The organism is Parashewanella sp. 2304DJ23-3 (genome assembly GCF_056591695.1).
In genome coordinates this window covers 24,837-51,356 of record NZ_JBWQOH010000010.1, presented here as the reverse complement: position 1 = coordinate 51,356, position 26,520 = coordinate 24,837, and the positions used below count along the sequence as shown (strand labels likewise).

Sequence of the window (26,520 nt, the reverse complement as noted above, 5' to 3'; positions counted from 1 at the left end):
TTATTCAGCAGTTGTAATCAACATTTCACTTAATTTATTTTTAAGTGGATAATTTATAGAGTTTGCAAGGAAAGGTAATTTATCTGGTAAATGAACAACCCTTTAAGAAATGAACGGTGCCTTTCAGAGATTGTAACGCTGCTTTAAATTGGCTTGTTATTAAATTTCAAAATAAACTAATAGATTACGCTTAATTTTAGGCAGTTACACTGCATTTTTACAGAGTGTTCTAATCTGTAGTAGTTCAGACCTGATCTGACAGTTACCCAGTTTTGACTCGGTGCCTGTCAGGTTAAATCTGGACTAAATTCTTTTCATTCCAGATTAGTTTTCCATCTTCTAACGTATCGATTGGTGTCCTTCCACAGCACATTTTTCCTTGATGTGTTCGGTGATTGTTATAGTATTCCATCCATTCGTCCAGATCTTTTTGTAGCTCTTCCATTGAGCCATACAGCTTTTTCCTAAATGTTACCTGATAAAACTCCTGTAAAATCGTCTTATGGAAGCGCTCACAGATCCCATTTGTTTGTGGAGACATGGCTTTTGTTTTTGTGTGGTCTATGTCGTTTATAGCCAGATAAAGCTGATAATCATGCTGTTCAACTCGACCACAATATTCAGTGCCTCTGTCGGTCAATATTCGAAGCATTGGCAGCTCATGAGTTTTGAAGAACGGTAACACCTTATCATTCAAAATATCAGCTGCTGTGATAGGTGTCTTGGTGGTATATAACTTAGCGAAAGCAACCTTACTGTATGTATCAACAAAGGTTTGCTGATAGATACGTCCAACTCCCTTTAGATTGCCAACATAAAAGGTATCTTGAGAGCCCAAATACCCTGGGTGAGCGGTTTCTATCTCGCCACAAGCTTCATCATCGTGTTTTTTGCGCTCAAGAGCTGCTACCTGCTCATCTGTTAGCACTATACCGTTTTCAGCCACTTGCTTTTCTAATGCCAAGAGTCGTTTCTTGAAGTTCTCAAGCTCATTTCTAAGCCAAATAGAGCGAACACCACTTGGAGATATAAATACACCAAGCTTACGCAGTTCATTACTTGTTCTGACTTGACCGTGAGCAGGAAACTCAATCGCATACTCAAGCACTTTTTGCTCAGTTTCTGTGTCAACTCGATTTTTAAGATTTGGCGTTCTTCTGCTTTGATTAATCAAAGCATCAATACCACCTGTTTCAACGAGTTCTTGATAACGATAGAAAGTGTCTCTTGATACACCCATAACTTTACAGGCTTTAGAAACATTACCAAGCTCTTCTGCAAGATTAAGAAGGCCAGCTTTGTGTTTAATGATTGGGTTGCTAGTATGAAGCATGAGAGTTACCTCTTTTTACTTTGATTTCGGATTTAGCACCTTTAATCAAAGTGGGTAACTCTCTTCTTTTCAAATTGAAGTGTCAGATCTAGTCTGAACTAATACATCTAATCACTCAATATTAACATTTCACTTAATTTATGAGTCAGCGGGTTGTTACTTGGGTCTTCCAAAAAGCTTATGATTTCATCCTGATAATCCTCTTTTATGAAGGACTTACATTCTGATATGAAGGTATTCCTCTGTGTAGTTGTGAGCGAGTCCATATGTAAAATCCCCTTTTTGAACACATTACGCTCTTTAAGACCACAAGGGTATCTGTTTGCATTATTATTGGGATGGCCTTGTATTCCACATGGTGCTACTGGTAGTTTACTTATTTTCTTAGATACAGAATTGAAGAATGTAAGTAGAAGGGCATATTCATCAGCACTCTTTGCCGCAATTTTATCTCCTTGTTTTCTTTTTTCTAATAATTCAAGAGTAATTTTGCTAGGTGTTCCGCAATACTGTTTTAAGCTGCCAATAGCCTCTTCTGTCGTTCCCGCATCAGGGACAAAACAAACATCAGCTAAGTCAATAAACATTAATTTCGGTTGGGAGAGTTTAAATACTGTTCCGTCTGCTCTCTCTACATGGTCAACATAGAGTAAATTACTTTCCTTTATATCTCTAAAGAAAATTTGGCTCTTATGCATCAGTTCCATGTCAGCTAGAAGTTGACGAAAACATCCGGTATCTTTTAGTTCTCCTTGTTCGCAATTTCTTTTTAAATGTGAATCAAGGCCTTCACCAGCTCTGACAGAAATTAATTCTCGCTCACTCACTACTACTCCTTGTAACCCAGGTTGAATTGACGATTCTTGAAATGGATTATTTTCGGGTCTCCTATCTGAAATAAACACTTGCTTCATCTTATTAAATAACTTTTTATTTCTAGAGTTTGTTGCACTGGTTACGGGGACACTTTTGGAAGTGAGTTGATCGGCTTCATTTGCAGCAAACTCAATCATTTTATGATCCGAAGCGACAGGGAATTTAAATGAACCATTGGGAATTGTAGCGTGTCGCCAACTTTGTTTAGGTTGATAGATAGGAGGATAAATTCGGTCGAGATCAAAAAATACTTTCATGTGCCTGGATTCTATAACTTGAATACGTTCGAATCTTGTTATATCAGATCTTTTTTCAAGCTCATCAATGTGTTGTTGTTGAGCAAGAAAGGCTTTTTGGATATTCACCGCAGCTTGTTTTTCCTCCTTTGTCGCATGATGCACTGCAAATTTACTCATAACCTTGAGTACAGCTGTATAATCACTGTTCAATAATGCTTCTTGTAATTCAGATATGATTCCAGGAGGGGCTTTGAAAACTTTTGTAAGAACTTTCATTAGAGTATCAGTTTCTTTTTGATATAATTGAATTAATTCTTTAGCAATATCTGTTGAGAAACAGTTCTCTTTTAATACTGTTATAAGAGTTTCAATTTCTTCAATTTTTTCAAGATCTTCATTTCCATTACTTGCTCTCAAACCATCTAATACATTATTAATTAAGTACTCTAGAGCGTCAGCAATTTTATTCTTGGGTAACCTAGTTATTAAATGAACTTTCTTGTGCTCAAATAAAAGCTCTATAGCAGTACTGATATTACCTTTATCATATTGCTCAATCCAAAACGCTAACTGTTCAACAGATGTTCCATTAACCCAGTCTAATAATTCATATCTATTAAAGTTTTTAGCTATTTTAGACCAGTCCTCAAGCTTGATTTGATAAATCAGTTTTTGTTGTATTTCGGTTGGAAGCTTTTTAAAGTAGTCATATGCGAGTTCAAAATCAGCTTCAAGCCAATAAGCCCATGCTTCAGCACTAATTAATTCTAAATCTTCAACTTTTGGCTTGGTTTGGGTTATTGCAGTTATCAAAGCAGAAGTACAACAAGCAGGGATTGCAGAAAGAAAATATTTTAAATTACGCTCCTTATTAGGTAGATGAGGAATAAATTGAGTACACACAATATCAATGAACACCGGAACGTCTGTACCATTAGATTTAGTGACCCTTATTCTAGAATTCAGTTCACTACCCAAGAACATAAAAACTTCTGCCTGGTGAACTATGGGAGCTTGTTGTTTAACAAAGAACTTCACTATTTCTTCAAATACCATTTTGGCATCATTATTTTTTGTAGACCGTTTTGAAGTTGCAGTGCTCCCCGCTAACCCCACGGCTCTAATTCTAGAATAAGCTAATGCATGGGTTTCATATTTAGGTGTTATTTTTGGTAAGGCGGTGTGTTGATAGAGCAGCCAAGCGACTAGTTTCGAGGTGTCTAAGTGGTTTGCAAGTACTTTTAAATGGTGAGCTGGAATGTGTGAAACTAACTGAATAATTGGATCAGTGCTAGATGAAGAATAATCTACCAACTCATGATTTATGAGCATTGCAGTAAAAATTGTGCTCACTGGATGTTTTGATTTTAACACTATGTCGGTTCGAATATGTTCTGGTATTTCTTTTAGTGCACATCTTACCATTTCGTTTAAATCTTTCTGATCCCATATACAAGAGTAATCTTCACCTGGAAGTTCGGCTCTACCGAATGTTGCAAGACGGCTAAAAAATTCAGGGATTTGATCTTTAACTAGATACTTTGATAAAAACTTATTTGAGCCATCAGTTGGTTTGGAGTATAGAGTGGCTAATCTAGTTATTAAATGGATAGGTTTATGTTCACAATGAAATATAGCATCAACAGCACAAAATGGATGAAGTTGAGTTAAAATCCAGCAGCTATCATCATCTCCAAAGCATTGTAAGAATTCGCTAATACTTTTTGCTGGTAGGTTTCTAATAACCTGAACAATTGAAGCTAGATCATCATCTTTAAGTTCATGCAATAGAGTGTGGTTAAAATGTTCAGTTATTTGGATTAAACATGGATTGCCATTCCTTGTTATTTCAACTAGAGCGTTACTTGCTTTGACTTTTTCGAATTGTTCTATACTTAAATATTTAAAATATTGTTTGGTTTCTTCGAAATCTTTTTCAATCCAATTTTCCCAGGCTATACCAGTTATACGGTCAAAATTTAGCTTTTCTATTACATCAGTAAGTTGTTCCAAAAAAGTAACTGGTTTGTGAGCACTCGAAACCGATAAAACATCTGTAATAAGAGTATTATTCAATTTTTTTAAAACTTTACAGAAGTTGTCATCTGACAGTGCATTTAATCTTTTAAATACAGTTTCTGGAGGAAGAGAGTTTAATAACTTTATAATTTCATAAAAATTCTGGAATGTGAGATTCGCAATGTTTGCATCATTTAGATAGTAATTTAACTGAAAGTAATTTGTTACTCCATCTCGTTTTATTGCAAGTATTTCGTTATTTAGCTTAATTGTTTGCAATCGTTCCTTGCTGAGGAACTTTAAATATTTTTTGGCTTCTGTGAAATCAGTTTCAATCCAAGCTTTCCAAACTTCATCAGAAATTGCATTAAAATCTATTTTTTTTTCTTTTGTTAGTGTTTTTAAGATTTCTAATGCTTGTTGTGGTTCTAATATTGGAATAAGTTCTTGAATGAGAGTTAGATTTAGTTTGTTTAATATTTTTACTAATTTTTCTTCTGATAAAAACTCTAATTTATTCTTTACAATAGTTGCTGGTAATGAATTTAAAATATCAATAACTTCTGATAATTGTCGCTTAGTTAATGTATCAAATTTTGTATCATCTAAGCCGTATGCAATAGTAGCTAGATTGACTGTTCTAGCTTTATTACTTTTTAGGTGGTTCAAATTCACGTATTTATTTTCAATGTCGTCGAGTGTGCGAGTATTAAGCCAAAACAAATATTGTTTAGCTGTTTCAAAGTCGTTTTCTAGCCAATAGTTCCAAGTTTCTGGTGGAATACAATTTAAATCTAATGATTCTCTATTTTCAGGAGTAATGAGTAACTTAATATGTTTATAAAATTTAGCTGGCAAGGAACGTATAAAGCTTTCAGTTTGTTCTGTAGAGCCTCTTGCTAAGCTTGCGAAAGTATTTATTTCTTCAGCTGTGTAATGCAACCATATATTCATATCATGTCTCAGAATTAAAAATAATCTGAAGTGATCGGCTTGACACCCCTCATCTTTTTTACATTGATGCTGATAAATTGCTGCATAAAAACAAGAACCCCAGCGCTCTTTATCTGCTAACTTCATCATTGAAGACATGGTATCTTGAGTTAGGAACTGATTGATAATGCGATCAGAGAATAAATCCGTAAGTATAAGAAAACTCTCAAATGAAAGAGCCATAATTTGTGTTTCTAGGACTAATTGAAGTGAGTTATCGATACTGTTTGAACTACAATAAAACAGATATATTAAATAACTACATACAAGAGGTTTACCTTGAGGAAATATTGACTCTAGATTTCTTTTTTCGCTAACAAAAGCCTTCATTTTCGCTTTCAATCTTTCAGCAACATCTTTCCCAGCATCTGTTAATGATTCCTTTTTTGATGTAACTTTGGATATTTTTTTTAAGATATCAAATATTCTTTTTTCTACTTCGGTTAAATTGATACTATCAGAGGCATTGGATACCATTTTTGTCAATTCAAAAATTATTTCTCCAAACTCATTATCTGATGTTCTACTTAGGGCAATGACAGCATTATCTATAGGAAGGCTAAGTAACAATTTAGTTTTGTCAGCAGCTGAAAGTGATTGTGTCCAGTCATCAAAGTTTTCTATTTTAAATTGAGGGCAAATTCTTGATAATTTGGCAAGTTGAGAGGTTGATAGTCCTATAGCTTCTTCAGCAGATATATTGTAGAGCTTGTACCAAATTGAACCGGGTTTGCTAGATTCACCAAAGCTCTTGAGTTTACTAATACTTAGTTCTTTAAGAGCAATATTAATTGCGTCTGACTCTCCACAACATGATGTTATTAGTAGTTCTGTTTGAGTAGAGTCATCAAGGCTGTCAATGTGCAAAGACTCTATATCAACTTGCTTTAAGAAAGCTTTAATAAAATGGCAGTTGGTGCTAGTTGTACAATGTTCGCATAGTGCGACGGTTCGAGATAAATTTATTTTATGGATAGGTGACTGAATTTTTTCAATATCTAGTTCGCCAGGCGAATCCTCACGACTACAACACTTTGCAAGTACTATCTCTAAATGGTCAGGTGAGTCAATCGCATTTAAATCAAATCGTCCTATATCTATTGTTCTCAAAAAGTCTTGGACACCTTGTGAGGGTTGTGTGTTTTCTGCTCTATTGCAAAGGGCAATGACTTTTTCAATAGAAATGTGTTTTGCTAGAACTTCTAAGCGTGCGTCATGAATCTTTTTTCCTTCAATCATATTAAATAATAATTCGTTACTAAATTGTTGTGAAATTAGTGCTGAATTAATGAGTTTGCTTCGTGTTGATTTACTGCAAGCAGATTGTGATGTGGTTGTTTTACTATGAAAAGATAAAACACGTCTTTCAACCTTTAGTTCACCTTCCTCTACGCTGATTCTATACTTGTGAAGCCAAGAATGGTTACCTTTAAACCGACATAGTCGAGTTGCGTCAGCTTTAAAATCACCTAGGTTCTGCTCCAATACACCAGTATTGAATGAACTTAGGTAATTGTCGACTGTGGCTCCACCCATGGAAAATACTAAGCACTCACGCTTAGCCTCTATTTACAACATACAGTAAATATAACTCAACGAACTTAAACATAAATATTTCTGAATCATGATTCATCCATTGTTCATGAGACTTGTAGCAACAGTAAAGTCAAAAAAGATCAATTGACATTAATTTTTGTCGGTTTTCAGGGGTGAATAAGTTTAATATATGTTCAACTGTTGGGTCTTCAGTCGAGTGAGTTTGTAAATAAATACATAAACTTAATACAAAAGCTTCATTATCTGGAATGTAAAAAGTGTCCATATTATCTAACTCTTCTATAAGGTTAAATATCTCCTGAATTTTGAAGTCACTAACCCTTTTGTTTGCAATCTCTACGATAAACTTCTCATCTAGTATTGCCTGTAAAGCAGGGTATGAGCATTCAAAGCCATTTTTAAGAAGTTCTGCAAATAATTCACCATTTTTATTGCAAATTTTTCGAACCAAATCACAGGTTGAGGGCACACCAGAATGCTTATATTTGAATTGATGCTCTAGGGTATTGTAACTGGCTAAAATTGATAATAAATGACATTTGAACTTAGTGAAGGCAGGAGTTTGAATTTCTAAAGCTTGAGTTTTAGTGAAGGGGTTAATAAATCGATAAAATAAAGGAGTTCGAGCCTTGTCACTTACATTCAGTAACCACAAGAAACTCATATGCATTTGAAATGACTCTAAATAGCTTTGTTCAGTGACTACTGGACATGATGGTAGCCTTTTCAATTGTTTTAGATCGCTAACCAGTTGATCATCTACTGGACAGGACTTCAACCCTTTTTCAATAAAAGGCCTGGTCGTCTCTGTAATATAAAAGATCAATAATGAAACTCGGGCAGCTATTTCAGGTGATGAGTTAAACAAAATTTTTGCAGTATTTTGAGGTGGAATTTGTAACAGAGTGCAAGCTAAATAAGGAGGTACCTGTAATCCATACTGTTTGTATAAATCAATATTATCGGATGTGATTATAATTCGTTCGAATATAGCGAATTGTTTATCAGATAAGTGATGCTCTTCAAAGCATTCGGTTGGGAATAGAAGCTTTTCTAATGATTTGTGATTTTGCTGGCATCTGGAAATTATATCTAGTGACTTTTCTTCTGTCAAAGACGTCAATATTTGAAGACCTTCTGATGAATATAGGTAATCGAGCGAAGTTAAGATGGTAAGAATATCTGGTGTTTCAAAGTCATAAAGTAGCATTGTTAGTCGGTAAGCTGGTATTGATAGTAAGACTGCTTTATGTTGCAAAATCTCTCCACGCCCTTCAGCTAATTCGGTAGCAACCATTTTAAGTTGTGCATCATTTAATGAATTGACTAAGTGTATGAAAATAGCATTCTGGCTTTGTTTGTTAAATAAACGACCATATAGAATATTGAGAGGTTCAGGTTGTATTGAAGGATCTGCACGATAGCGTAAAGGAAGCGACTTTATAAAAGTGATGAGATGCTCATTATTTGTTCTATTATTATGATTTAGAGCGTATCTAATAAGCAGATCACTCGCAGAATGCGGGCAAGCTGGAGAAATTAATTTTAATCTTGAAGCGTGAATTGCTCCTTTTTCAATTAAACTAACCAATAAATCCGAATTAAATGATTCAAGGCAGAGAATCGTATTGATTACCTCACTACGTGTTGTGCTTGAACAAGTTTGAGCGGCACTTACTGTGTCTTTACTGTTAAATACTTTGAAGGCAGCAATGGCTATGCCATCATTGGTGATAGCAATTTCATATTCGTTTTCAAAAAAATCTCCTTTTAATTTTATTTTAAAAGGTTTATCCACCTCAAACTTAGCTTTTTCTAATCGAAGATAGTTTTCTGTAGAAGTGAAGCCTTGTGCGTTATAGCAGTCCATTTATCATTAATAATTTTATTATATACAGATAGTGTATATTCCGAATGAGAGCATTTGTCATCGTTTATGAATCTTTATTAACTTAACGTTAGTGTTTCGAATAGAATTTATTATTGTTATCTGATTAATTTAGATATAGTAAAACAATAGATAACGATTCGGAAAATTTGTGAAAATATACGTAGATGCAGATGCTTGCCCAGTGGTCATTAAGCAGATTTTGTTTAAAGCTGCAGAAAGAACACAAACTCAACTCATTTTAGTTGCTAATCAATTTATTCAGACACCTAATTCTAAAGTCATTCAGTCAATTAGAGTTGAAAGCGGGTTTGATGTTGCCGATGACAAAATTGTTGAAATGACCGAGAACGGTGATTTAGTGATTACGAGTGATTTACCTCTTGCCAATGATGTGATTGAGAAAGGCGGGTTAGCCTTAAGCTCCAGAGGTGAGTTATTCACAACTGAGAATATAAAGTCTCGTCTCAATATGAGAGATTTTTTAGACACCATGCGAGCAAGTGGCGTGCATACTGGTGGGCCTGCACCGCTCAGTCAAAGTGATCGACAGGCGTTTGGTAATCAATTAGACAGAATCTTAGCAAAAAGGAAAAAATAAGATGTATAAAAGACTAGGGATTGGTTTATTTAGTGTTGTGTGTGCTTTTCAATCTGTAGCAGAAATCGAAGCCTTTCATCAAGGACCAGTGTTCAAAAATTTTGGGAAAATTGCAGACGTAAATGCTTCTGTTTCAATTCCCCAAAATATGAAATTTAAAGTTGCTTTTGATATGAGCAAAGTTGGTGATGTTGGAAAAATTAACCGTAATTTAGATACATTAGGTCGTTTTATCAATATGCATGTCGCAAACGGCGTCCCCAAAGAAAATATTAATGTTGCAATGGTGGTACATGGGAAGTCAGTGGCAGACTTAGCGAACCATTCGTTTTATTCAAAGCTCCATTCTGGACATAAAAATGTGAATCAAAATATAGTGAAGCAGCTTACTGATTTTGGCGTAAAAATTTATATTTGCGGACAGAGCGCTGCCTATTACGGTTTATCACAAAAAGATTTGTTGCCGAACGTAGATATGGCTCTGTCAGCAATGACGGCACATGCTATTTTGCATAATGAAGGTTATTCACTTAATCCATTTTAAGGTATTAGGTAAAGCGGTCTGAGAATATGTTGCATTTAAAAACACCGTTAATTCAAAGCTTGTCGATAGCCCTGAACTCAGAAACTAAGGTCTGGTTAAAATTAGAGAACTGTCAGCCATCAGGCTCTTTTAAGGCAAGAGGGGTAGGGTTTGCATGTGAATATTACACACAACAAGGCGCAAAACAGTTATTTGCATCTTCCGGTGGAAATGCTGGCTTAGCCGTTGCTTATTGTGGGCGACAATTAAATGTACCTGTGACTATTGTCGTCCCTAGAACTACCAAGCAAAAGGCCATTGAACTAATTGAACAGGAAGGTGCAAACGTGATCGTTCATGGCAATGTTTGGTTGGAAGCTCATGAACATGCATTGTCTCTGCTTGATGATGAATGTGCTTATATCCACCCTTATGATGACCCTTTGTTATGGCAAGGGCATGCATCGATAATTGATGAGGTCATTGAGCAAGGTGTTAAACCAGATGCCGTTATCCTGTCTGTTGGCGGTGGTGGCCTGTTACTAGGAGTTGCTGAAGGGCTTGAACAACATGATCTCTCAGAAATCCCTGTGTTTGCGGTAGAAACGATTGGAGCCGATGCATTAGCGCAATCCATGTCATTAAATAAACGTATTTCGTTAGACCCAATCAGTTCTATCGCAACGTCTTTGGGGGCTACTCAAGTTGCACAGTCCGCTTTTGAATTAAGTAAAACAGGAAGAGTAAACGCTGTTTGTGTAGAAGACGCTGATGCAGTTGAAGCATGTTGTCGCTTCTTGAATGAACATAGAATGCTTGTTGAACCCGCATGTGGTGCCAGCTTATCTGTTGCATATCACCATAAGAATAATCAATTAAAACATTATAGAAATATTTTAGTGATTGTGTGCGGTGGAGTAGGGGTTACGTTACCGCAACTTGAAAACTGGAAGAATCAATTCAAATTGTAAAATTAAAGGCTTCCGAAAGAAGCCTTTAGTCTTGAATGTTATTCATACCTTAAAGCGTCAATAGGGTTTAATCTTGCCGCTTTAATTGCGGGTGCTAGCCCAAAAATAATACCAATCGCCGATGTAAACCCAAAAGAAAGGAACACAGCCCAAATCGGTATGTAAGCTCCAGGCATACTTGGAATTAAGACGGAGATTAATCCGGATAAACCATAGCCAATAGCCAAGCCTATTGCGCCACCAAACAGCGATAGTACAACTGCTTCTACTAAGAATTGCAACATAATGAATCCGGGAGTTGCTCCCAGTGCCTTTAATGTTCCAATAACTCGAGTTCGTTCGGTAACAGACACTAGCATAATATTCATTACCCCAATTCCACCAACAATCAAACTAATACCGACAATGCCAGCGGTAATGCCTGTTGCGCTATTGGTGAATTTTTCAAAGTTTTCCTTTGATTTCTCAGAAGTCTCAAACTCAAAGTCATCGTCCTGGCCAGAAGAAATCTTATGCTGCTGCCTCAGAATTCTTCGAATCGATTGCTGAACGACTTCTTCTTTAGCATCAGGCTTTAAACGGTACATTATTTGTACGTTACTGCGATGCTTATTGCTGCCTTCGAGTGCATTCATAGTGCTAATAGGTATGCGTATATAATCGTCCTGATCAAAACCGAATAAGCTTCCTAGTTTTTCTGCAACACCGATGATCAGAAACCACTCATTACCGAGTTTGATGTAGCTACCCACAGGGTTTTCAGGCAAATGTAACTTTTCTATTATACTGGCACCTATATAAGCGACTCTGCGGCGTTTTTTATCATCTTCAGCACGAATAAATCGGCCTTGTTCTGGGAAGGTTCTGTATGCTTTTTGATAACTTTGCTCAGTACCTTCGACACGAGTACTGTGCGTATAACTTCCATATTGTGCGCCGCCAGAAAAACGCCAGCTATACATAATTGCCGTCATGGTTTCGGCTTGCTTAATTTTGCTTTTTAAAATCAAAAAATCTTCGTAAGTAAGCTTACTTCTTTTCCCTAGCATTTCTAATCTTGGATTAGTATATGCCTTAATCGTTGTGACATCAGGTGCAAGATCAGCAAGTTGATCGTTGATTTGTTTTGTGAAACCTTGCATCACTGCAACAACAGTAATTACAGCCGCTACGCCAATGATAATACCGAGGCAGGTGAGTGCAGAGCGCATTGCATTGGCTCGAATCGCCGCAAATGCTGCTTTGGTGCCTTCCATAATTGCTAGAGCGGATTTAAACATGCAATCGCTCCTCTTTTACTTTTACGGTATCAGCAACGACTTTACCATCAACTAAACGAATGACTCTATCGCAATGATCTGCAATGTCCTGTTCATGTGTCACTAATATAATGGTATGGCCTTCATCATGAAGTTCATCAAATAATGACATGATATCTCGAGTAGTCTTACTGTCGAGGTTACCTGTGGGTTCATCACCTAAGAGTATATGTGGCTTAGTCACTAATGCTCTTGCAATAGCGACTCGTTGTCTTTGACCACCAGAGAGTTGACTCGAAAGGTGGTGTATTTTATCGCCTAAACCTACACGCTTAAGCGATTCAATCGCCATTTTTCGGCGCTCTTTGGCTGCAATAAAGCGATAAACTAGCGGCTGCATTACATTTTCTAAGGCTGTAGCTCTAGGAATCAAATTGAAACTTTGGAAGATAAAGCCAACACTTTCGTTTCTTTGATGTGCAAGCTCAGTTTCAGACATGTTTTTAACCAGCTTGCCCTTTAATAAATAACTACCTTCTGAAGGGACATCTAAACAGCCTAAAATATTCATTAATGTAGACTTACCTGAACCCGAAGGCCCAATAATCGCAACGTACTCATTTTTAGAGATCGCAACATTTACGTCATCTAAAGCTTTAAACGTTTGCTCACCCATTTGGTAGTGTTTCGAAATTTTTTGTAAATCGATCACATTACTCATACGCTTTCCTTCTCAGAAGGGGCTTTTGTGGAAGCATTTTCAGGATGAATTACATCACCTTCTTTAAGCTTACTTACAGGTCTAGCTGGGCCAACAACAACTTTATCTTCAGTGGTTAAACCGCTTTTTACGGCTTGTTCAATATCAGACGAAATACCAACAGTGATGAACTTCTTCGAAACTTTATCTTCGCTATCAACGGTCCAAACAAAATATTTGTTGTCTTCTTGATGTACAGCTTCAATCGGTAGTTTGACGGCATGATTAGATATTGAAGTGGCGATTTCAGCTCGGCAGCTCATGCCTGCATATAAACGACGTTCAGTATGATCAAGTAATACTTTAACTTTGAATGATAGAGCATTTGAACCTTGTTCAGCTTTGGCTGAAGTGCCTATGTTAATAACTTTTCCTATAAATGGATCGTCAGCATAAGCCGCAGCAAAAATATCTGCTTTTTGACCCAGTTTAATGCTAGCTATATCGGTTTCATCAACCCTCAACTCAGCTAAAATTGCACTCGGATCAGCAATCAGCATAAGATCTGAACCCACAATATTTGTTGTACCTGCAATAACAGTTTCACCTTCTTTAATATCAACTGAAGCTAAAAGACCTGTCATCGGTGCTCTAAATACACTTTTACTTAACCTATCTTCTGCAATTGAAAGAGAAGCCTTAGCCTGCTCAAGCTGTGCTTTTTTAGATTGAATATCAATAAGCGCAAGATCACGACTGTTTTTAAGGTTATCGTAGGTTTCGGCATCAGAAAGTCCTTGGGCGTACATTTTTTGTTGGCGAGTGAGCTGTCGTTCAATATTTTTTAAGTTAACGTGTGTTTTTTGGATTTCAATCTCACTGGCTTGTACAACAGCTTTAGAACGCTCGACATCCGCTTTAAAAGCTTTAGTATCAAGCTCCATCAAGATGTCGCCTTTTTTGACTGTTTGTCCTTCTTCAACAAAGACTTTTGCAACACGACCAGTCACTTCTGACCGTAACTGTACTTGGGTATTAAAAACGAGGTTACCTGAAGCAAGAATGGTATCTGCTATGCTACCCGTAGAAGGGTGTGTAACTTCTAGCTTTACGGTATCTTTATTATCTGTGACTTGTTTGCTGATTAGAATTCCTGCAAATGCAACAACAGCTAAAATGATGATAATTATTTTTTTCATTATTGATCCCTGAAGTGCCAGCACAATCTGTGCTGGCTAAAAATAAACTCTATTATTTTAAGGCTGCTACTAGGAACCAAATACCAAAGATAACTATTGATGGTAAAAGCCCATATATTACCGCTTGGTTCTTAGTAAAGTTCGTCCAGCTTCTTAGACCAATAATAGTGAGGATCATTCCCCAAATAGTAAACAACCCAATACTTTCGGCAAGGCCATAATACGCATTATGAATATCTAAATTTAGAACGAGTTGATTTAATGATGCATAGTTAAAGATTGATTGGCTCAGTTGATCCGTTTTCGCCGTCGTAACAAGAATAATTGTGCCTAGGCTGTTAATGATAGCCGGCATCATGGTCCAAATGCTAAATCCATACCAAGCACCAAATTTCATATCAGACTGTGGGTCAATTTTGCTGATCAGCATGAAATAGAATGCATAAAGTGCATTAAACAATGCAATGGCAACAATAGGTGCACCAATCGCAAAATAAATTTGAATGTCTGCAAATTGCTTGATGCCATTAACTGCAGCGTCACGCTCTTGCGCCGTTAACTCATCACCGAGTGCAGCAATCTGTTGATCGACAAGGTAGTTAGGGTCAACAGTAGAATAAAATAAATACATTGCAACTGAAGAGAAGAGAATGATTAAAAGAAAGGCTGACCAAGACCATCCTTTTGCATCTTTTAATCCATTAAATGCTTTCGTTGGTGATAAGAAAATATCGGTTATTGCACCAAAAACAGTAGCTGATTTCATCATAATTCCTTTTATCAAAACTTTGAACGTTACAAATACTAACTTGAATATGTTTGTTTAGTGTTAAATTTATGTATCCAAAATACGGCTTGAGACATAATATGTCAAATTATTATGCGATCACTTTCTTATAATTTCGTTTCTAGGCATATACATCGCATTAGAGGTCATTCCCAATTAGTCATTTCGATTTGTTACTGCCTAAAATTGGTAAACTCGAGGCACGAAGATAGAAGTTTAGTGAGCTAAATGAAAGATGAGTAACAAAGAGTTTGCCAATTTTAGGCGTAACCCGTAGGGCTGTGTATATTTTTCGTATCTTCTGTGTTGCCGAATGCTTATGCAGAACAATTACGCCTCACATTCGTCGTTTTGAATAAACAAAAAAATCTACAACAGCAAATCGAAATCGTTAATTGGGAACGGCCGCTAGGCCTGTTGAACATTCCTGTTTGTTTTTGCGGCAATAAATTGGTTATTTAAACCTTTGAGGTTTCGTTTCTCCAAATGATCAAGTGATAACGCAGCAGGAATGATCAATTTATGTCGTCTTCGATACGTTTGAGCGTTCCCTGTACTGTGTTGTGAGCAATTAATTTAGATTACTAAACTTCATTGCTCACACCTTGAGTAGATAAACGCTCAAATAGTACAAAATTCAATCTTGAAAGATTAACTCGCCCTAAAATTAGAAAAAATTGATCTAAATCAAATGTTGCGCATAAAAAAGGTAATGCAAATCGTTTTCATTAAGTATAAACTCTGCACAATTTTGTAAATATATTGTTTGGAGTTATAAGGAAATGAAAAAGTCACTGTTGACTCTTGGCGTCCTTGCTGCATTTTCCGGTTCAGTATTTGGTGCTGATACCAGTAAATTAGAGCAGATGATTGTTGCGCAAGAAGCTCAATTAAAAATACTGAGAGCAGAACTTGATAAGTTAAAGGAAGAACAAACTGAGCAAAAGTTGAAAGTAAAAGAAATTGCTAAGACTTCTGAAAGAGCTAAAAACTCTAAAACAGAGGGATTAGAGAAATTTGTTTTTAAATCATACGGTAGTCTCACTTATTCTAATGATGAGATTTTCGAGAATGTTCAAGACACAGACCCAAACCGGCGCGGACGTTTAGATTTAGAACGTATCGTCACTGAATTTGGTTATAAGTTCAATGATGAATGGGATGTTGAGTTCGAAATCGAATATGAGCACGGTGGGACGGGTGCAACACTTGAATATGATGGTTTTGAAGAAGCTGGTGAGTTCGAAACCGAAATCGAAGCTGGTGGTGAAGTAGTTATTGAAAAAGCGCAGTTTCGTTATCGCCCAACTGATAGTTTTGGGATTAAATTCGGTAATATCCATGTACCAATTGGTCTAGGTACAATTCTTCATAAGCCAAATCAATACCTAACGGTGATGCGTCATAGAAGCGAACAAGTGTTGATTCCGACAACTTGGAATGAATTTGGTATTGGTATTTTCGGTAATTTCGACAACTTTCATTATCAAGCACAACTGATTAATGGCTTGAACTCAGAATACTTCAGAAGCTATGGCTGGGTGAGTACTGGGCATCAAACGCGCTTTGAGCATGTTAATGCTGATGATTTTGCTGGTGTTGTCCGTCTTGATTATGGCGATTTCAAAAAAGAAGGATTAGCTATTGGCGCTGCATATTATTACGGCTTTTCTGCAGGTAACCGCCATAACGATGGGCGCATTATCGGTGATGGTGAAGTTCAAATCGCATCTCTATCAGGCGCATATGTTGATGGACCTTGGATTTTCAGAAGTCAATATCTCTACGGTTCTTTATCTGATGCCGATGAAATTACAATCGCAAATAAAACAACTTCAGGTTTGAATCCAGGTGGCTTTTCACAAGTTGGTTCTAAAGCAGAATCCTTCTTTGTCGAGGCTGGTGTTGATTTACGAGAATGGTTAAATGTTCCTGTCACGGTATTTGCAAATCTTGATTATGCGAACCCACTTAAAGAAGTCGAATCAGGCATTGCTACTAAACGTTTTGAACAAACTTGGACAAGTCTTGGTGTCAATTACCAACCTATACCTCAAATAGTATTGAAAGCAGAAGCAGGGATGAAGCAAGTAGCAGTGTATGAAATTCCAGATACTTACTTCTTTAACTTAGGCTTAGGCTACCAATTTTCTCTATAGATTATGATGAATGGAAATCAAAAAATGAAAAAATCTCTTATTGCTCTTTCATTAGCAACATTGCTGACAGCTTGCGGCGGTTCAGGAAAAAAAGAAGAAACAACACAGCCAGACCAAGGTACACCTACGAATGGAGAATTTAGTTTTACTGCTACTGAAATGATTAACAATTTAACTGATGACGTAATTGTTGCTGGTTATAGTGATTTAGCACAGAAAGGTGAATTGCTTCATCAAGCGACACTCGTTCTTTTGCAAAATGCGACTGAAGAAAATTGGTCAGCTGCTCAAGCTGCATGGAAGGCGGCACGTAAACCCTGGGAGCAAGGTGAGTCTCATATTTTTGGCCCAATCGAAGCTGAAAGCATTGATCCACATCTAGATTCCTGGCCACTGAACACGGTTGATCTAGTTGCGTTATTAAATAGTGGTGAAACCATTACCGCTGATGATCTATTGAAAGCAGATGATGGCGTTCAAGGTTTTCACGCAATCGAGTACCTTTTGTTTGGTGATGGTGTAAATGATAACGAGAAGTTACTTACAGATTCTACGCTTCAAGAACGAGAATACTTAATCGCGTTAGCTGAAGTACTAAGAGATTATACTGCGCAGTTAGAAGGTGCGTGGAAAGACAGTTATCAAGATAACGATGGCTCTGCTCCTTTCGCTGATCGTTTGAAAAGTGTTGACTCAAGTGATTCATACTCATCACAAGTTGGCGTAATCGAAGAGCTTATCAACGGTATGATTGGTATTGCAAAGGAAGTTGGAGAAGCAAAAATTGCTGAACCATTTTCTGAGCAAGATACTTCAAAAGTTGAGTCTCAATATTCTTGGAACTCGCTGATTGATTTCGGGAATAACATCAAAGGCATTAAAAACGTTTGGGAAGGCGAGCTAGCTGGTAATGCCGATAAGCAAGGTATTGTTGACTTTGTTGAAGCTGCGGATGGTGAACTCGCTGATAAAGTGAGTCAACAAATTGATACAGCAATTGCAAAAATTGATCTAATTGGTGGTGATATTAACATGCCATTTCGTCAGGCTATCTCAGATACCGCAGGGCGAACTCGAGTTCAAGAGGCGGTAGATGCGCTTGCCATTCTAAAGGAAAGTCTTGAACTAGAAGTTTTACCACTAGTTAAAAAGTGGAACGCTAATTAACTTGATTTGTACTTAAAGGCAGAGGCGTTTGGTTGTTTCTGCTTTTTTATTTCGGATTGAATTGGGTGTGAAAATTTAATCTTAAACTAGAGGCCGTTTCCAATTTTAGGCGTACCCGTAGGGCTGTGTATATTTTCCGTTTCTTCTGTGTTGCCGAATGCTTATGTAGAACAACTACACCTCACATTCGTCGTCTTGAATAAACAAAAAAATCTACAACAGCAAATCGAAATCGTTAATTGGGAACGGCCTCTAGGGTTTGTTTATTTTTCGTGATTGTTTTTGCAGCGATAAATTGGTTATTTGATACAAGGCAGTGCCTGTGGTTTGGTTTTTTCCAAATAAGCAAGCGATAACGAAGTAGAAATAACCAATTTACACTGTCTTTGATGCTTTTGAGCATTCACTGTTTGGTGTTGTGATCAGATTACTTAGATGGCTATGCATTACTGCTCACGCCTTGAACAAGTAAACGCTCAAATAGCACAAAATTTAATCCTAAAAGATAAATAGACCCTAAAAATATTTGGGCAATGAAAAGATGGTAATAAAAACAAAACAGCTCTCCATCGTTTGTGCTGTTGTTTTAGGGGTAACAGCCTGCGGCGGTACAGGTAAGAAAGAAAAAGCGGAAACACCAATGCCACCACCAACTGTAATTTATCCAGACTATACAGATATAGTTTTGTTAGGCGGTGAGACAACTACAACAGATGCTTCAAATTCTGGTCATGGCTTTTCAACGCCTGCGCCAAATTTAACAACAGAGCAGGTACTTCGGCATGAAGAAGGAGATGCTTTCTTTGAGTCGACTTTTGTGACAGCGCCAAGCACTGAACATCCAGAATTAGACGGTTTAGGCCCAGTTTTTAATAATATTAACTGTAATGCTTGCCATCAACGTGATGGTCGAAACTCAACACCAACGATCCCAACTGGGGCGAATAAGGTGCTTCTCGGTTCTTCTGATGGGATATTTTTAAGGATTTCCAAGAAACGAGATCTAGAGTGTGTCAAAGGTACAATTGAAAATAATTATTGCGCACCCATTCCTGTTCCTGATTTTGGTGGCCAACTTTTTCATCGAGGAGTACTCAAAGCAAGACCAGATTGGCAAAACAATAAATTCGTTGGGCAAGCAGATGTTTATCTTTCCTATGAATACACTGAAGTTGTGTACTCAGATGGTTCGAAAGTAACACTAAAAAAGCCATTATTCGAAATCGACAACCCTTATGATTCCCCTGAAAGTCCTGGGGCATCACAGCTTTTACAAGCGGATGTTGCATTTGGATGGAGAAATGGCATGCCAGTATTCGGTTTAGGTTTATTAGAAGCTATTCCAGAATCGGATATTTTAGCAAATGTAGATGTAGATGATGAAAACAATGATGGAATTAGCGGTAAGCCTAATTTTGTTTTTGATAAAGTCAAAGCCGATAGTGGTGATGATAACCCTGTTTCGTTAGGGCGTTTTGGTTGGAAAGCAAATACACCGAGCGTCAGGGTTCAATCTCTAGGTGCGCTGCGAGGTGATATAGGAATTACAAACCCATTATTTCCTAAAGAAAGCGTTGAAGGAACTCATCTTCATAATGTGTATTTATCTGAAAACCCAGCAGACAATGGGGTAAGCCCAGATGGAATGCCTGAGGTTGATGATAACTTCAGTGATGCACTTGTGTTTTATGCTGAAACATTAGCTGTACCAGCTCGCAGAAATGTTGAAAGCCAAGATGTAAAAGAAGGTGCAAGGTTATTTCAGCAAGTCAATTGTTCTAGCTGTCACATTCCTAAATTCATTACGAAGTCTTCCGGTCAGATTGGTGGAAAACCAATGATTGAATCACTAAAAAATCAAACCATTTATCCTTTTACCGATATGTTACTTCACGATATGGGAGAAGGTTTAGCTGATGGTCGTTCTGACTTTTTAGCGAGCGGTAGTGAATGGCGAACAAGGCCACTTTGGGGGATAGGATTAACCAAAACTGTCAATCCTAAGGCTGGCTTTTTACATGATGGACGTGCAGCAAATATCGAACAAGCAATTTTATGGCATGCTGGTGAAGCAGAACAATCGAGAATTGATTTTATGGCGTTAACTGCCTCTGAGCGAGAACAGCTAATTAAATTTGTTAATTCACTTTAAGTTTCTACTAAAAGCCGTCAGATTGACGGCTTAATATTTCATAGCTTTCCTAATTCTTGTGCGTCAGTAGTTAGCTTTTCATAAACCAATTTAATATAATTGAAAGATTGTTGTAATTTTTTGGACGCATTATGAGCCAGGCGGCACCACAGATAGAAACGATAGATTACCCATTTCCAGCTAAACCAATCCCTTTATCTGTTGATGAAAAAAGCGAATACAAAGAACGCATTAAGCGGTTATTGAAAGAACGTGATGCTGTTCTTGTCGCACATTACTATACTGACCCAGAGATCCAGGCGCTTGCTGAAGAAACAGGTGGTTGTGTATCCGACTCTTTAGAAATGGCTCGTTTCGGTCGTGATCATCCCGCTAAAACCTTAATTGTTGCTGGCGTTAAATTTATGGGTGAGACGTCGAAAATTTTATCACCAGAAAAAACGGTGTTAATGCCTAACCTTGAAGCTACATGTTCACTTGATTTAGGCTGTCCAATTGATACCTTCAGTGAATTTTGTGATGCCCATCCAGATCATACTGTTGTTGTTTATGCGAATACTTCTGCGGCCGTTAAAGCACGTGCAGACTGGGTCGTAACTTCAAGTATTGCACTGGACATTGTTGAACATCTCGATAGTGAAGATAAAAAAATTATCTGGGGACCTGATCGCCATTTAGGCAGTTACATCGCTAAGCAAACAGGTGCTGAAATGTTGATGTGGCAAGGAGAATGTATTGTTCATGATGAATTTAAAGCACGTGCACTAACTCACCTTAAAAAAGAACACCCTAATGCTGCGGTATTAGTACATCCTGAATCTCCTGCTAGTGTAGTAGAAATGGCTGATGCTGTTGGCTCTACAAGTCAATTAATTAAAGCAGCTCAAGAAATGGACAATGATACCTTTATTGTTGCCACTGATAAGGGCATTTTTTATAAGATGCAACAGGCTGCTCCGGGTAAAACATTGATTGAAGCACCAACAGGCGGTAACGGTGCGACTTGTAAAAGTTGCGCTCACTGCCCTTGGATGGCTATGAATGGTTTAAAAGCCATTGAAGCTTCATTATCAACCTCTGATACTAAAGATCATGAAATCTTTGTTGATGACACATTGCGTGATGATGCATTAGTACCATTGGATCGTATGCTGAATTTTGCAAAAGAAATGAATATGAAAGTCAAGGGTAACGCTTAATCGGCATTTAATTAAGAAGAGAGCTGAGAGCTCTCTTCATTGTCGTTTGTTAACCTGAGCTCAGGCTAGTTAGACTCTGTGCTTGTTTTCTAAATAGACTTGCTCGTTTGAATTCAGTCTACTTAACCATCTAAACTTTTCTAAATGCTCAGTGATCAGCTTCTTACACAGAGCATCAATGTGCTGCTTGTGTTGTTGATTCAAAATAGTTTCAATTGAATTTGCAACGTCTTTGTTTAAAGCGTTTTCATTATATCTATGCTCATTTAAAACGTAATCTAACTCGTCTCCAACAGCATTTGAAGACACAAAAATCATAACGATAAATACAGCTACCTTGTACATCCTTTACCTCGGCAATTACAACATTTTATCGGCTAAACGTCTTGTTTGAGCCTAAAGAATAGAACAGGATTTTGGGTTGTCTAATTTAATCCCATAAAAAATGTAAATTTTTATTAAAACTTTAGTAGTGCTAGGTTGCTTAGTATTTTGCAATTACGTATCATCACGCTGCTGCTGGGATGAAACTATTTAGGCTCTGGTACTGACTAACTTTCATTTCAGTTTTTATTTTATTCAAATACTACAACCAAGTGGCCCTACGTATGAGTCACCACTGGAAAGGATTTATCATGCCTGTTATTACACTTCCTGATGGTAGCAAACGTGAGTTTGCACAACCTGTTTCTACTTATGACGTTGCGATGGATATTGGTCCAGGTTTAGCTAAAGCCTGTATCGCTGGCCGAGTAAACGGTGAGCTTAAAGATGCTTGCGATGTTATTGAGTCAGACTCTGACCTTTCTATTATCACAGCAAAAGATGATGATGGATTAGAAATTTTGCGTCACTCTTGTGCGCATTTATTAGGTCATGCTATCAAGCAACTATGGCCAGATGTCAAAATGGCAATTGGACCTGTTATTGATAAAGGTTTTTACTACGACATTGATCTTGAGCATAAACTAACTCAAGAAGATATTGATAAGCTTGAAAAACGCATGCTTGAACTTGCGAAGACAAATTACAATGTAATTAAAAAAGTCGGTAGCTGGCAAGATGCTTATGATGCGTTTGAAGCTCGTGGTGAAACGTACAAAATGCAAATTCTTGATGAAAACATCGAGAAAACCGCAACACCAGCTTTATATCATCATGAAGAATACACGGATATGTGCCGTGGCCCTCATGTACCCAATATGCGTTTTTGTCAGCATTTTAAGTTAATGAATGTTGCTGGTGCATACTGGCGTGGCGACTCTTCGAATAAAATGCTTCAGCGTGTTTATGGTACAGCTTGGGCAGACAAGAAACAGCTTAAGTCATATTTGAACCGCCTTGAAGAAGCATCAAAGCGTGATCATCGCAAAATTGGTAAGCAACTTGACCTGTATCATATGCAAGAAGAAGCGCCTGGTATGGTGTTTTGGCATAATGATGGTTGGAGTATTTTCCGTGAGCTAGAAACCTTTGTTCGTACTAAACTTGTTGATTACGATTATCAAGAAGTAAAGGGTCCATTAATCATGGACAGAGTGCTGTGGGAGCGCTCAGGTCACTGGGACAAATATTCAGAAGCTATGTTCACGACTCACAGTGAAGCTCGTGATTATGCTTTGAAACCAATGAACTGCCCAGGTCATGTACAAATCTTTAATCAAGGTTTGAAGTCATACCGTGATCTTCCATTGCGTATGGCTGAGTTTGGGTGTTGTCACCGTAATGAACCTTCAGGTTCACTGCATGGACTGATGCGTGTTCGTGGCTTTACTCAAGATGATGCGCATGTATTCTGTACTGAAGATCAAGTTCAAGACGAAGTGATTAAGTGTATCAAGATGGTATACGACACATACGCTACTTTTGGTTTTGAAAATATCGTTGTTAAGTTATCAACTCGTCCTGAAAAGCGTATTGGTGACGACGATATGTGGGATAGAGCAGAAGAAGCTCTGAAGCAAGCTTTGGCCTCCAATGAAATCGAATATGAGATTTTAGATGGCGAAGGAGCGTTCTATGGCCCAAAAATCGAATTTACTTTGCATGACTGTTTAGATCGTGCATGGCAATGTGGTACAGTGCAACTCGATTATGCGCTACCGAATCGTTTAGGTGCAACTTATGTTGCCGAAGACAACAGTCGTCAGACTCCAGTAATGATTCATCGCGCTATTCTGGGTTCACTAGAGCGTTTCTTAGGTATTCTTATTGAAGAGTATGCAGGGCGATTCCCAACTTGGTTGGCTCCTGCTCAAGCAGTTGTAATGAATATTACCGATAAGCACGCTGATTATGTTGAAGAAGTAGTCAATATATTCAAGAAGCAGGGAATTCGTGCAGTTAAAGACTTGAGAAACGAGAAGATTGGCTTTAAAATACGCGAGCACACATTAAGACGTGTCCCTTATTTATTGGTCGTAGGTGATCAAGAGATGGAAAATAGGGAAGTCGCTGTGCGAACACGGGACGGAAAAGATTTAGGCAAACTGAGTATTGATACGTTTGCAGCTAAAATCCGTGAACAGATTTCGTTCCGTAGTCTAAATTTGTTGGAGGACTAGGTCATAAAAGGCAAAAGAGATGGTGGGCGTAATACCGCTCCCAATAGAATCAATGATGAAATTACCGGCGTATCTGAAGTACGTTTAAATGGTGCTGAAGGCGAACAACATGGAATCATGGGCATTCGTGACGCACAAAGTAAGGCAGATGAAGCAGGTTTAGATCTTGTTGAGATCAGCCCTAATGCTGAACCTCCAGTATGCCGGATAATGGACTACGGAAAGTTCCTTTTTGATAAAGCGAAAGCACAAAAGGAACAAAAGAAGAAGCAAAAGCAGGTTCAGGTTAAAGAAGTAAAATTCAGACCTGGAACTGATGAAAACGATTATCAGGTAAAACTACGCAACCTGAATCGTTTTCTAAGCGATGGTGACAAAGCGAAAGTAACGCTGCGTTTCCGTGGCCGCGAAATGGCACACCAAAGCATTGGTATGGCTCTATTGAACCGTATTAAAGCAGATTTGGAAGAAATAGCAGTCGTGGAGTCTTTCCCTAAAATGGAAGGTCGTCAAGCTGTTATGGTGCTAGCGCCTAAAAAGAAATAAGTCGGGCTTATTAAAAAGTAAGTAAGGTTCATAGAGCCTTGCTTCGCCTTGCTATTTAATTAACTATCCCAATGCGGAGTTTTAGAAATGCCTAAAATGAAAACAGATAAGGGTGTTGCTAAACGCTTTAAGAAAACTGCTAATGGTTTTAAGCGTAAGCAAGCTCACCTTCGTCACATTCTGACTAAGAAAAGCACTAAGCGTAAACGTCATCTACGTGCTAAGTGTTTAGTTGCCAAGTCTGACGTTCCAGCAATCGCGCGTCAATTACCTTACGCTTAATTTAGGAGATATAGAAAATGCCAAGAGTTAAGCGTGGTGTAACCGCTCGTGCTCGTCACAAGAAAGTATTAAAACTTGCCAAAGGTTATTATGGTGCTCGTTCTCGCGTATATCGCGTAGCGGTACAAGCAGTAACTAAAGCTGGTCAATATGCATACCGTGACCGTCGTCAAAAGAAACGTCAATTCCGTCAACTTTGGATTGCACGTATCAATGCGGCAGCTCGTCAAAATGGTCTTTCATACAGCCGTTTCATCAACGGTCTGAAGAAGGCGTCTATCGAAATCGATCGTAAGATTTTGGCAGACATCGCAGTATACGACAAAGTTGTTTTCGCAACTTTAGTTGGAAAAGCAAAAGAAGCTCTAGCTTAATCGCTTAAGTTATTTTGTACTGCTCTCAAAGCCTCGGTTTACCGGGGCTTTGTTCGTTTTAGCTTTTACAAATTTTAGGCGCTTGTTGCTGTAAACCTAGTAAATTAAAATAGTTTTGACCTAAAGCTATATTTCTAAATGCTTTATCATTTATGTATTTGTGTATTTCACTCACAGTTTTCAAAATGTGATCATAGTCTTCAGGCCCATAATCTTCATGTGCTAAAAAATCAGTACCATTGATAAATCGTGAAGGGTACTTATTGATTAAAGCAACATAGCGAGTTCTGTCCCGACTAAAAAAGTTTTCCTCTAAAATCTTCCATGAAATATCTAGCGTCAAATTAGGGTAGTTTTTTAAAAAGCTGTTCATCAGCCCAATATGATTCTTCGTATCGATTTCACGTTGCTCTTTAGAAAGCCCCATATGAGCCCATACAATTTGATTATCTGGGTATCGCTCTAGCACATGCCTCATTAGATGAATATATTCAAAAGGAGAGTCGTTTAAACCAATGTCGGCGTGCAAGGTGAGAGGGAGGTTATGTGCCCTCAAATATGCCATGAATGGCAACCAATTATTAATGTCACTGATTGTTGCTGATTCATGTGCGTTACTTAGTAAAGCGTGCTTGATTAGGTTTGCTTCACCTACCCACTTAAATTTATTTGGATACTTATTTTGAATATAAAGAATCCGCTGCAAGATATTCTCTGGATTGGCTAAATCAGGAAAACTCATGGAGAGATTTGTGATTAAGTTTTCATGATCATTTTTTGTAAACGCTTTTAAGTTTCGAAAATCATTTACCCAACTTGGTCGAATTGGCGTATTTGGACAGTCTCGGTAATGTTTGCAAGCAGTTTTAACTGCAAATGGTTGACCGATGCCATAAGCATTGACGTACTTAATGCCCGCTTTATTAAGAATATTAATGAGTTTATCGGTAGGCATGGCTTCATTATTAAAAGGTTGTATATGTAAATGTGTATCAACCTGCAGTGTGTGAGGGAATTGATTTCTATCAAAACACTCAGAACTATCAGCATAATTAACAACAGTAAGAAAGGAAAAAAATAGTGATAATTGAAAAATATGCCTTTTCATATAAACATCCATGTTCACACATAA

Annotated in this window: 20 protein-coding genes; 11 read left to right on the top strand and 9 right to left on the bottom strand. The window is 37.6% G+C overall.

The window, feature by feature from the left end; genetic code table 11:
* Positions 1 to 292 precede the first annotated feature (292 nt).
* The 3 genes from AC1EU2_RS15585 to AC1EU2_RS15575 form a co-directional block, all read right to left on the bottom strand.
* Entirely contained in the window at positions 293 to 1,333 is a 1,041-nt protein-coding gene (locus AC1EU2_RS15585; RefSeq protein WP_480299202.1) for an IS481 family transposase, read from the bottom strand.
* A gap of 107 nt (positions 1,334 to 1,440) precedes the next feature.
* The gene (locus tag AC1EU2_RS15580) at positions 1,441 to 6,996 is read right to left on the bottom strand and encodes a protein kinase family protein (protein ID WP_480299201.1); all 5,556 of its coding nucleotides are present in this window, start codon (positions 6,994 to 6,996) and stop codon (positions 1,441 to 1,443) included.
* Positions 6,997 to 7,126: 130 nt separating this feature from the next.
* Complete coding sequence (locus tag AC1EU2_RS15575; RefSeq protein WP_480299200.1) at positions 7,127 to 8,815, bottom strand: hypothetical protein; 1,689 nt, start codon at positions 8,813 to 8,815, stop codon at positions 7,127 to 7,129.
* A 241-nt stretch (positions 8,816 to 9,056) separates the two neighbouring features.
* On the opposite strand from AC1EU2_RS15575, the gene AC1EU2_RS15570 reads away from it, so the two are divergent.
* The 3 genes from AC1EU2_RS15570 to AC1EU2_RS15560 are packed head-to-tail and all read left to right on the top strand — an operon-like array spanning position 9,057 to position 11,000.
* Positions 9,057 to 9,506 carry a YaiI/YqxD family protein gene (locus tag AC1EU2_RS15570; protein ID WP_480299199.1) on the top strand — a complete coding sequence of 150 codons (450 nt, stop codon included), beginning with the start codon at positions 9,057 to 9,059 and terminating at the stop codon, positions 9,504 to 9,506.
* A gap of 1 nt (position 9,507) precedes the next feature.
* Entirely contained in the window at positions 9,508 to 10,050 is a 543-nt protein-coding gene (locus AC1EU2_RS15565; RefSeq protein ID WP_480299198.1) for a DsrE family protein, read from the top strand.
* A 26-nt stretch (positions 10,051 to 10,076) separates the two neighbouring features.
* Positions 10,077 to 11,000 carry a pyridoxal-phosphate dependent enzyme gene (locus tag AC1EU2_RS15560; protein WP_480299197.1) on the top strand — a complete coding sequence of 308 codons (924 nt, stop codon included), beginning with the start codon at positions 10,077 to 10,079 and terminating at the stop codon, positions 10,998 to 11,000.
* 38 nt (positions 11,001 to 11,038) lie between these two features.
* On the opposite strand, the gene AC1EU2_RS15555 is transcribed toward AC1EU2_RS15560, so the two are convergent.
* Genes AC1EU2_RS15555 through AC1EU2_RS15540 form a run of 4 tightly spaced genes read right to left on the bottom strand, consistent with a single transcriptional unit; the run spans position 11,039 to position 14,924 of the window.
* On the bottom strand, positions 11,039 to 12,280 hold the full coding sequence (locus tag AC1EU2_RS15555; protein WP_480299196.1) for an ABC transporter permease: 1,242 nt from the start codon (positions 12,278 to 12,280) through the stop codon (positions 11,039 to 11,041).
* Positions 12,273 to 12,980, bottom strand: coding sequence for an ABC transporter ATP-binding protein (locus AC1EU2_RS15550; RefSeq protein ID WP_480299195.1), 708 nt, complete (start codon positions 12,978 to 12,980; stop codon positions 12,273 to 12,275). Before AC1EU2_RS15550 ends, AC1EU2_RS15555 begins: the two co-directional genes overlap by 8 nt.
* Positions 12,977 to 14,158: an efflux RND transporter periplasmic adaptor subunit gene (locus AC1EU2_RS15545; RefSeq protein WP_480299194.1), complete on the bottom strand. Its 1,182-nt coding sequence runs from the start codon at positions 14,156 to 14,158 to the stop codon at positions 12,977 to 12,979. The genes AC1EU2_RS15550 and AC1EU2_RS15545 overlap by 4 nt, the downstream gene beginning before the upstream one ends.
* A 52-nt stretch (positions 14,159 to 14,210) precedes the next feature.
* Complete coding sequence (locus AC1EU2_RS15540) at positions 14,211 to 14,924, bottom strand: YIP1 family protein (RefSeq protein WP_480299193.1); 714 nt, start codon at positions 14,922 to 14,924, stop codon at positions 14,211 to 14,213.
* Between the two features lie 803 nt (positions 14,925 to 15,727).
* Here AC1EU2_RS15540 and AC1EU2_RS15535 point away from each other — a divergent pair.
* The 4 genes from AC1EU2_RS15535 (at position 15,728) to nadA (ending at position 21,622) form a co-directional block, all read left to right on the top strand.
* Entirely contained in the window at positions 15,728 to 17,104 is a 1,377-nt protein-coding gene (locus AC1EU2_RS15535; protein ID WP_480299192.1) for a hypothetical protein, read from the top strand.
* Positions 17,105 to 17,128: 24 nt separating this feature from the next.
* Positions 17,129 to 18,271: an imelysin family protein gene (locus AC1EU2_RS15530; protein ID WP_480299191.1), complete on the top strand. Its 1,143-nt coding sequence runs from the start codon at positions 17,129 to 17,131 to the stop codon at positions 18,269 to 18,271.
* Between the two features lie 541 nt (positions 18,272 to 18,812).
* Positions 18,813 to 20,423, top strand: coding sequence for a di-heme oxidoredictase family protein (locus AC1EU2_RS15525; RefSeq protein ID WP_480299190.1), 1,611 nt, complete (start codon positions 18,813 to 18,815; stop codon positions 20,421 to 20,423).
* A gap of 131 nt (positions 20,424 to 20,554) precedes the next feature.
* On the top strand, positions 20,555 to 21,622 hold the full coding sequence (gene nadA, locus AC1EU2_RS15520; RefSeq protein ID WP_480299189.1) for a quinolinate synthase NadA: 1,068 nt from the start codon (positions 20,555 to 20,557) through the stop codon (positions 21,620 to 21,622).
* A gap of 69 nt (positions 21,623 to 21,691) precedes the next feature.
* Here nadA and AC1EU2_RS15515 read toward each other — a convergent pair whose 3' ends face one another.
* Positions 21,692 to 21,967 carry a hypothetical protein gene (locus AC1EU2_RS15515; RefSeq protein WP_480299188.1) on the bottom strand — a complete coding sequence of 92 codons (276 nt, stop codon included), beginning with the start codon at positions 21,965 to 21,967 and terminating at the stop codon, positions 21,692 to 21,694.
* Positions 21,968 to 22,257: 290 nt separating this feature from the next.
* On the opposite strand from AC1EU2_RS15515, the gene thrS reads away from it, so the two are divergent.
* The 4 genes from thrS (at position 22,258) to rplT (ending at position 25,388) form a co-directional block, all read left to right on the top strand.
* Positions 22,258 to 24,186 carry a threonine--tRNA ligase gene (gene thrS / locus AC1EU2_RS15510; RefSeq protein WP_480299187.1) on the top strand — a complete coding sequence of 643 codons (1,929 nt, stop codon included), beginning with the start codon at positions 22,258 to 22,260 and terminating at the stop codon, positions 24,184 to 24,186.
* Positions 24,187 to 24,189: 3 nt separating this feature from the next.
* The gene (gene infC, locus AC1EU2_RS15505; protein WP_480299286.1) at positions 24,190 to 24,732 is read left to right on the top strand and encodes a translation initiation factor IF-3; all 543 of its coding nucleotides are present in this window, start codon (positions 24,190 to 24,192) and stop codon (positions 24,730 to 24,732) included.
* An 87-nt stretch (positions 24,733 to 24,819) separates the two neighbouring features.
* Positions 24,820 to 25,014, top strand: a complete 195-nt coding sequence (gene rpmI, locus AC1EU2_RS15500; protein WP_011496149.1) for a 50S ribosomal protein L35 — start codon at positions 24,820 to 24,822, stop codon at positions 25,012 to 25,014.
* Between the two features lie 17 nt (positions 25,015 to 25,031).
* On the top strand, positions 25,032 to 25,388 hold the full coding sequence (gene rplT / locus AC1EU2_RS15495) for a 50S ribosomal protein L20 (RefSeq protein WP_129947406.1): 357 nt from the start codon (positions 25,032 to 25,034) through the stop codon (positions 25,386 to 25,388).
* A gap of 58 nt (positions 25,389 to 25,446) precedes the next feature.
* Here rplT and AC1EU2_RS15490 read toward each other — a convergent pair whose 3' ends face one another.
* A complete protein-coding gene (locus AC1EU2_RS15490; protein ID WP_480299186.1) occupies positions 25,447 to 26,496 on the bottom strand; it encodes an amidohydrolase family protein in 1,050 nt (349 codons plus the stop codon).
* Positions 26,497 to 26,520 lie beyond the last annotated feature (24 nt).

Coding starts and splice junctions, on each gene's coding strand:
- AC1EU2_RS15585 (WP_480299202.1), bottom strand. CDS start 1,333: ATGCTTCATACTAGCAACCCAATCATTAAACACAAAGCTGGCCTTCTT.
- AC1EU2_RS15580 (WP_480299201.1), bottom strand. CDS start 6,996: ATGGGTGGAGCCACAGTCGACAATTACCTAAGTTCATTCAATACTGGT.
- AC1EU2_RS15565 (WP_480299198.1), top strand. CDS start 9,508: ATGTATAAAAGACTAGGGATTGGTTTATTTAGTGTTGTGTGTGCTTTT.
- AC1EU2_RS15560 (WP_480299197.1), top strand. CDS start 10,077: ATGTTGCATTTAAAAACACCGTTAATTCAAAGCTTGTCGATAGCCCTG.
- AC1EU2_RS15555 (WP_480299196.1), bottom strand. CDS start 12,280: ATGTTTAAATCCGCTCTAGCAATTATGGAAGGCACCAAAGCAGCATTT.
- AC1EU2_RS15550 (WP_480299195.1), bottom strand. CDS start 12,980: ATGAGTAATGTGATCGATTTACAAAAAATTTCGAAACACTACCAAATG.
- AC1EU2_RS15545 (WP_480299194.1), bottom strand. CDS start 14,158: ATGAAAAAAATAATTATCATCATTTTAGCTGTTGTTGCATTTGCAGGA.
- AC1EU2_RS15540 (WP_480299193.1), bottom strand. CDS start 14,924: ATGAAATCAGCTACTGTTTTTGGTGCAATAACCGATATTTTCTTATCA.
- AC1EU2_RS15535 (WP_480299192.1), top strand. CDS start 15,728: ATGAAAAAGTCACTGTTGACTCTTGGCGTCCTTGCTGCATTTTCCGGT.
- AC1EU2_RS15530 (WP_480299191.1), top strand. CDS start 17,129: ATGAAAAAATCTCTTATTGCTCTTTCATTAGCAACATTGCTGACAGCT.
- AC1EU2_RS15525 (WP_480299190.1), top strand. CDS start 18,813: ATGGTAATAAAAACAAAACAGCTCTCCATCGTTTGTGCTGTTGTTTTA.
- nadA (WP_480299189.1), top strand. CDS start 20,555: ATGAGCCAGGCGGCACCACAGATAGAAACGATAGATTACCCATTTCCA.
- AC1EU2_RS15515 (WP_480299188.1), bottom strand. CDS start 21,967: ATGTACAAGGTAGCTGTATTTATCGTTATGATTTTTGTGTCTTCAAAT.
- thrS (WP_480299187.1), top strand. CDS start 22,258: ATGCCTGTTATTACACTTCCTGATGGTAGCAAACGTGAGTTTGCACAA.
- rpmI (WP_011496149.1), top strand. CDS start 24,820: ATGCCTAAAATGAAAACAGATAAGGGTGTTGCTAAACGCTTTAAGAAA.
- rplT (WP_129947406.1), top strand. CDS start 25,032: ATGCCAAGAGTTAAGCGTGGTGTAACCGCTCGTGCTCGTCACAAGAAA.
- AC1EU2_RS15490 (WP_480299186.1), bottom strand. CDS start 26,496: ATGAAAAGGCATATTTTTCAATTATCACTATTTTTTTCCTTTCTTACT.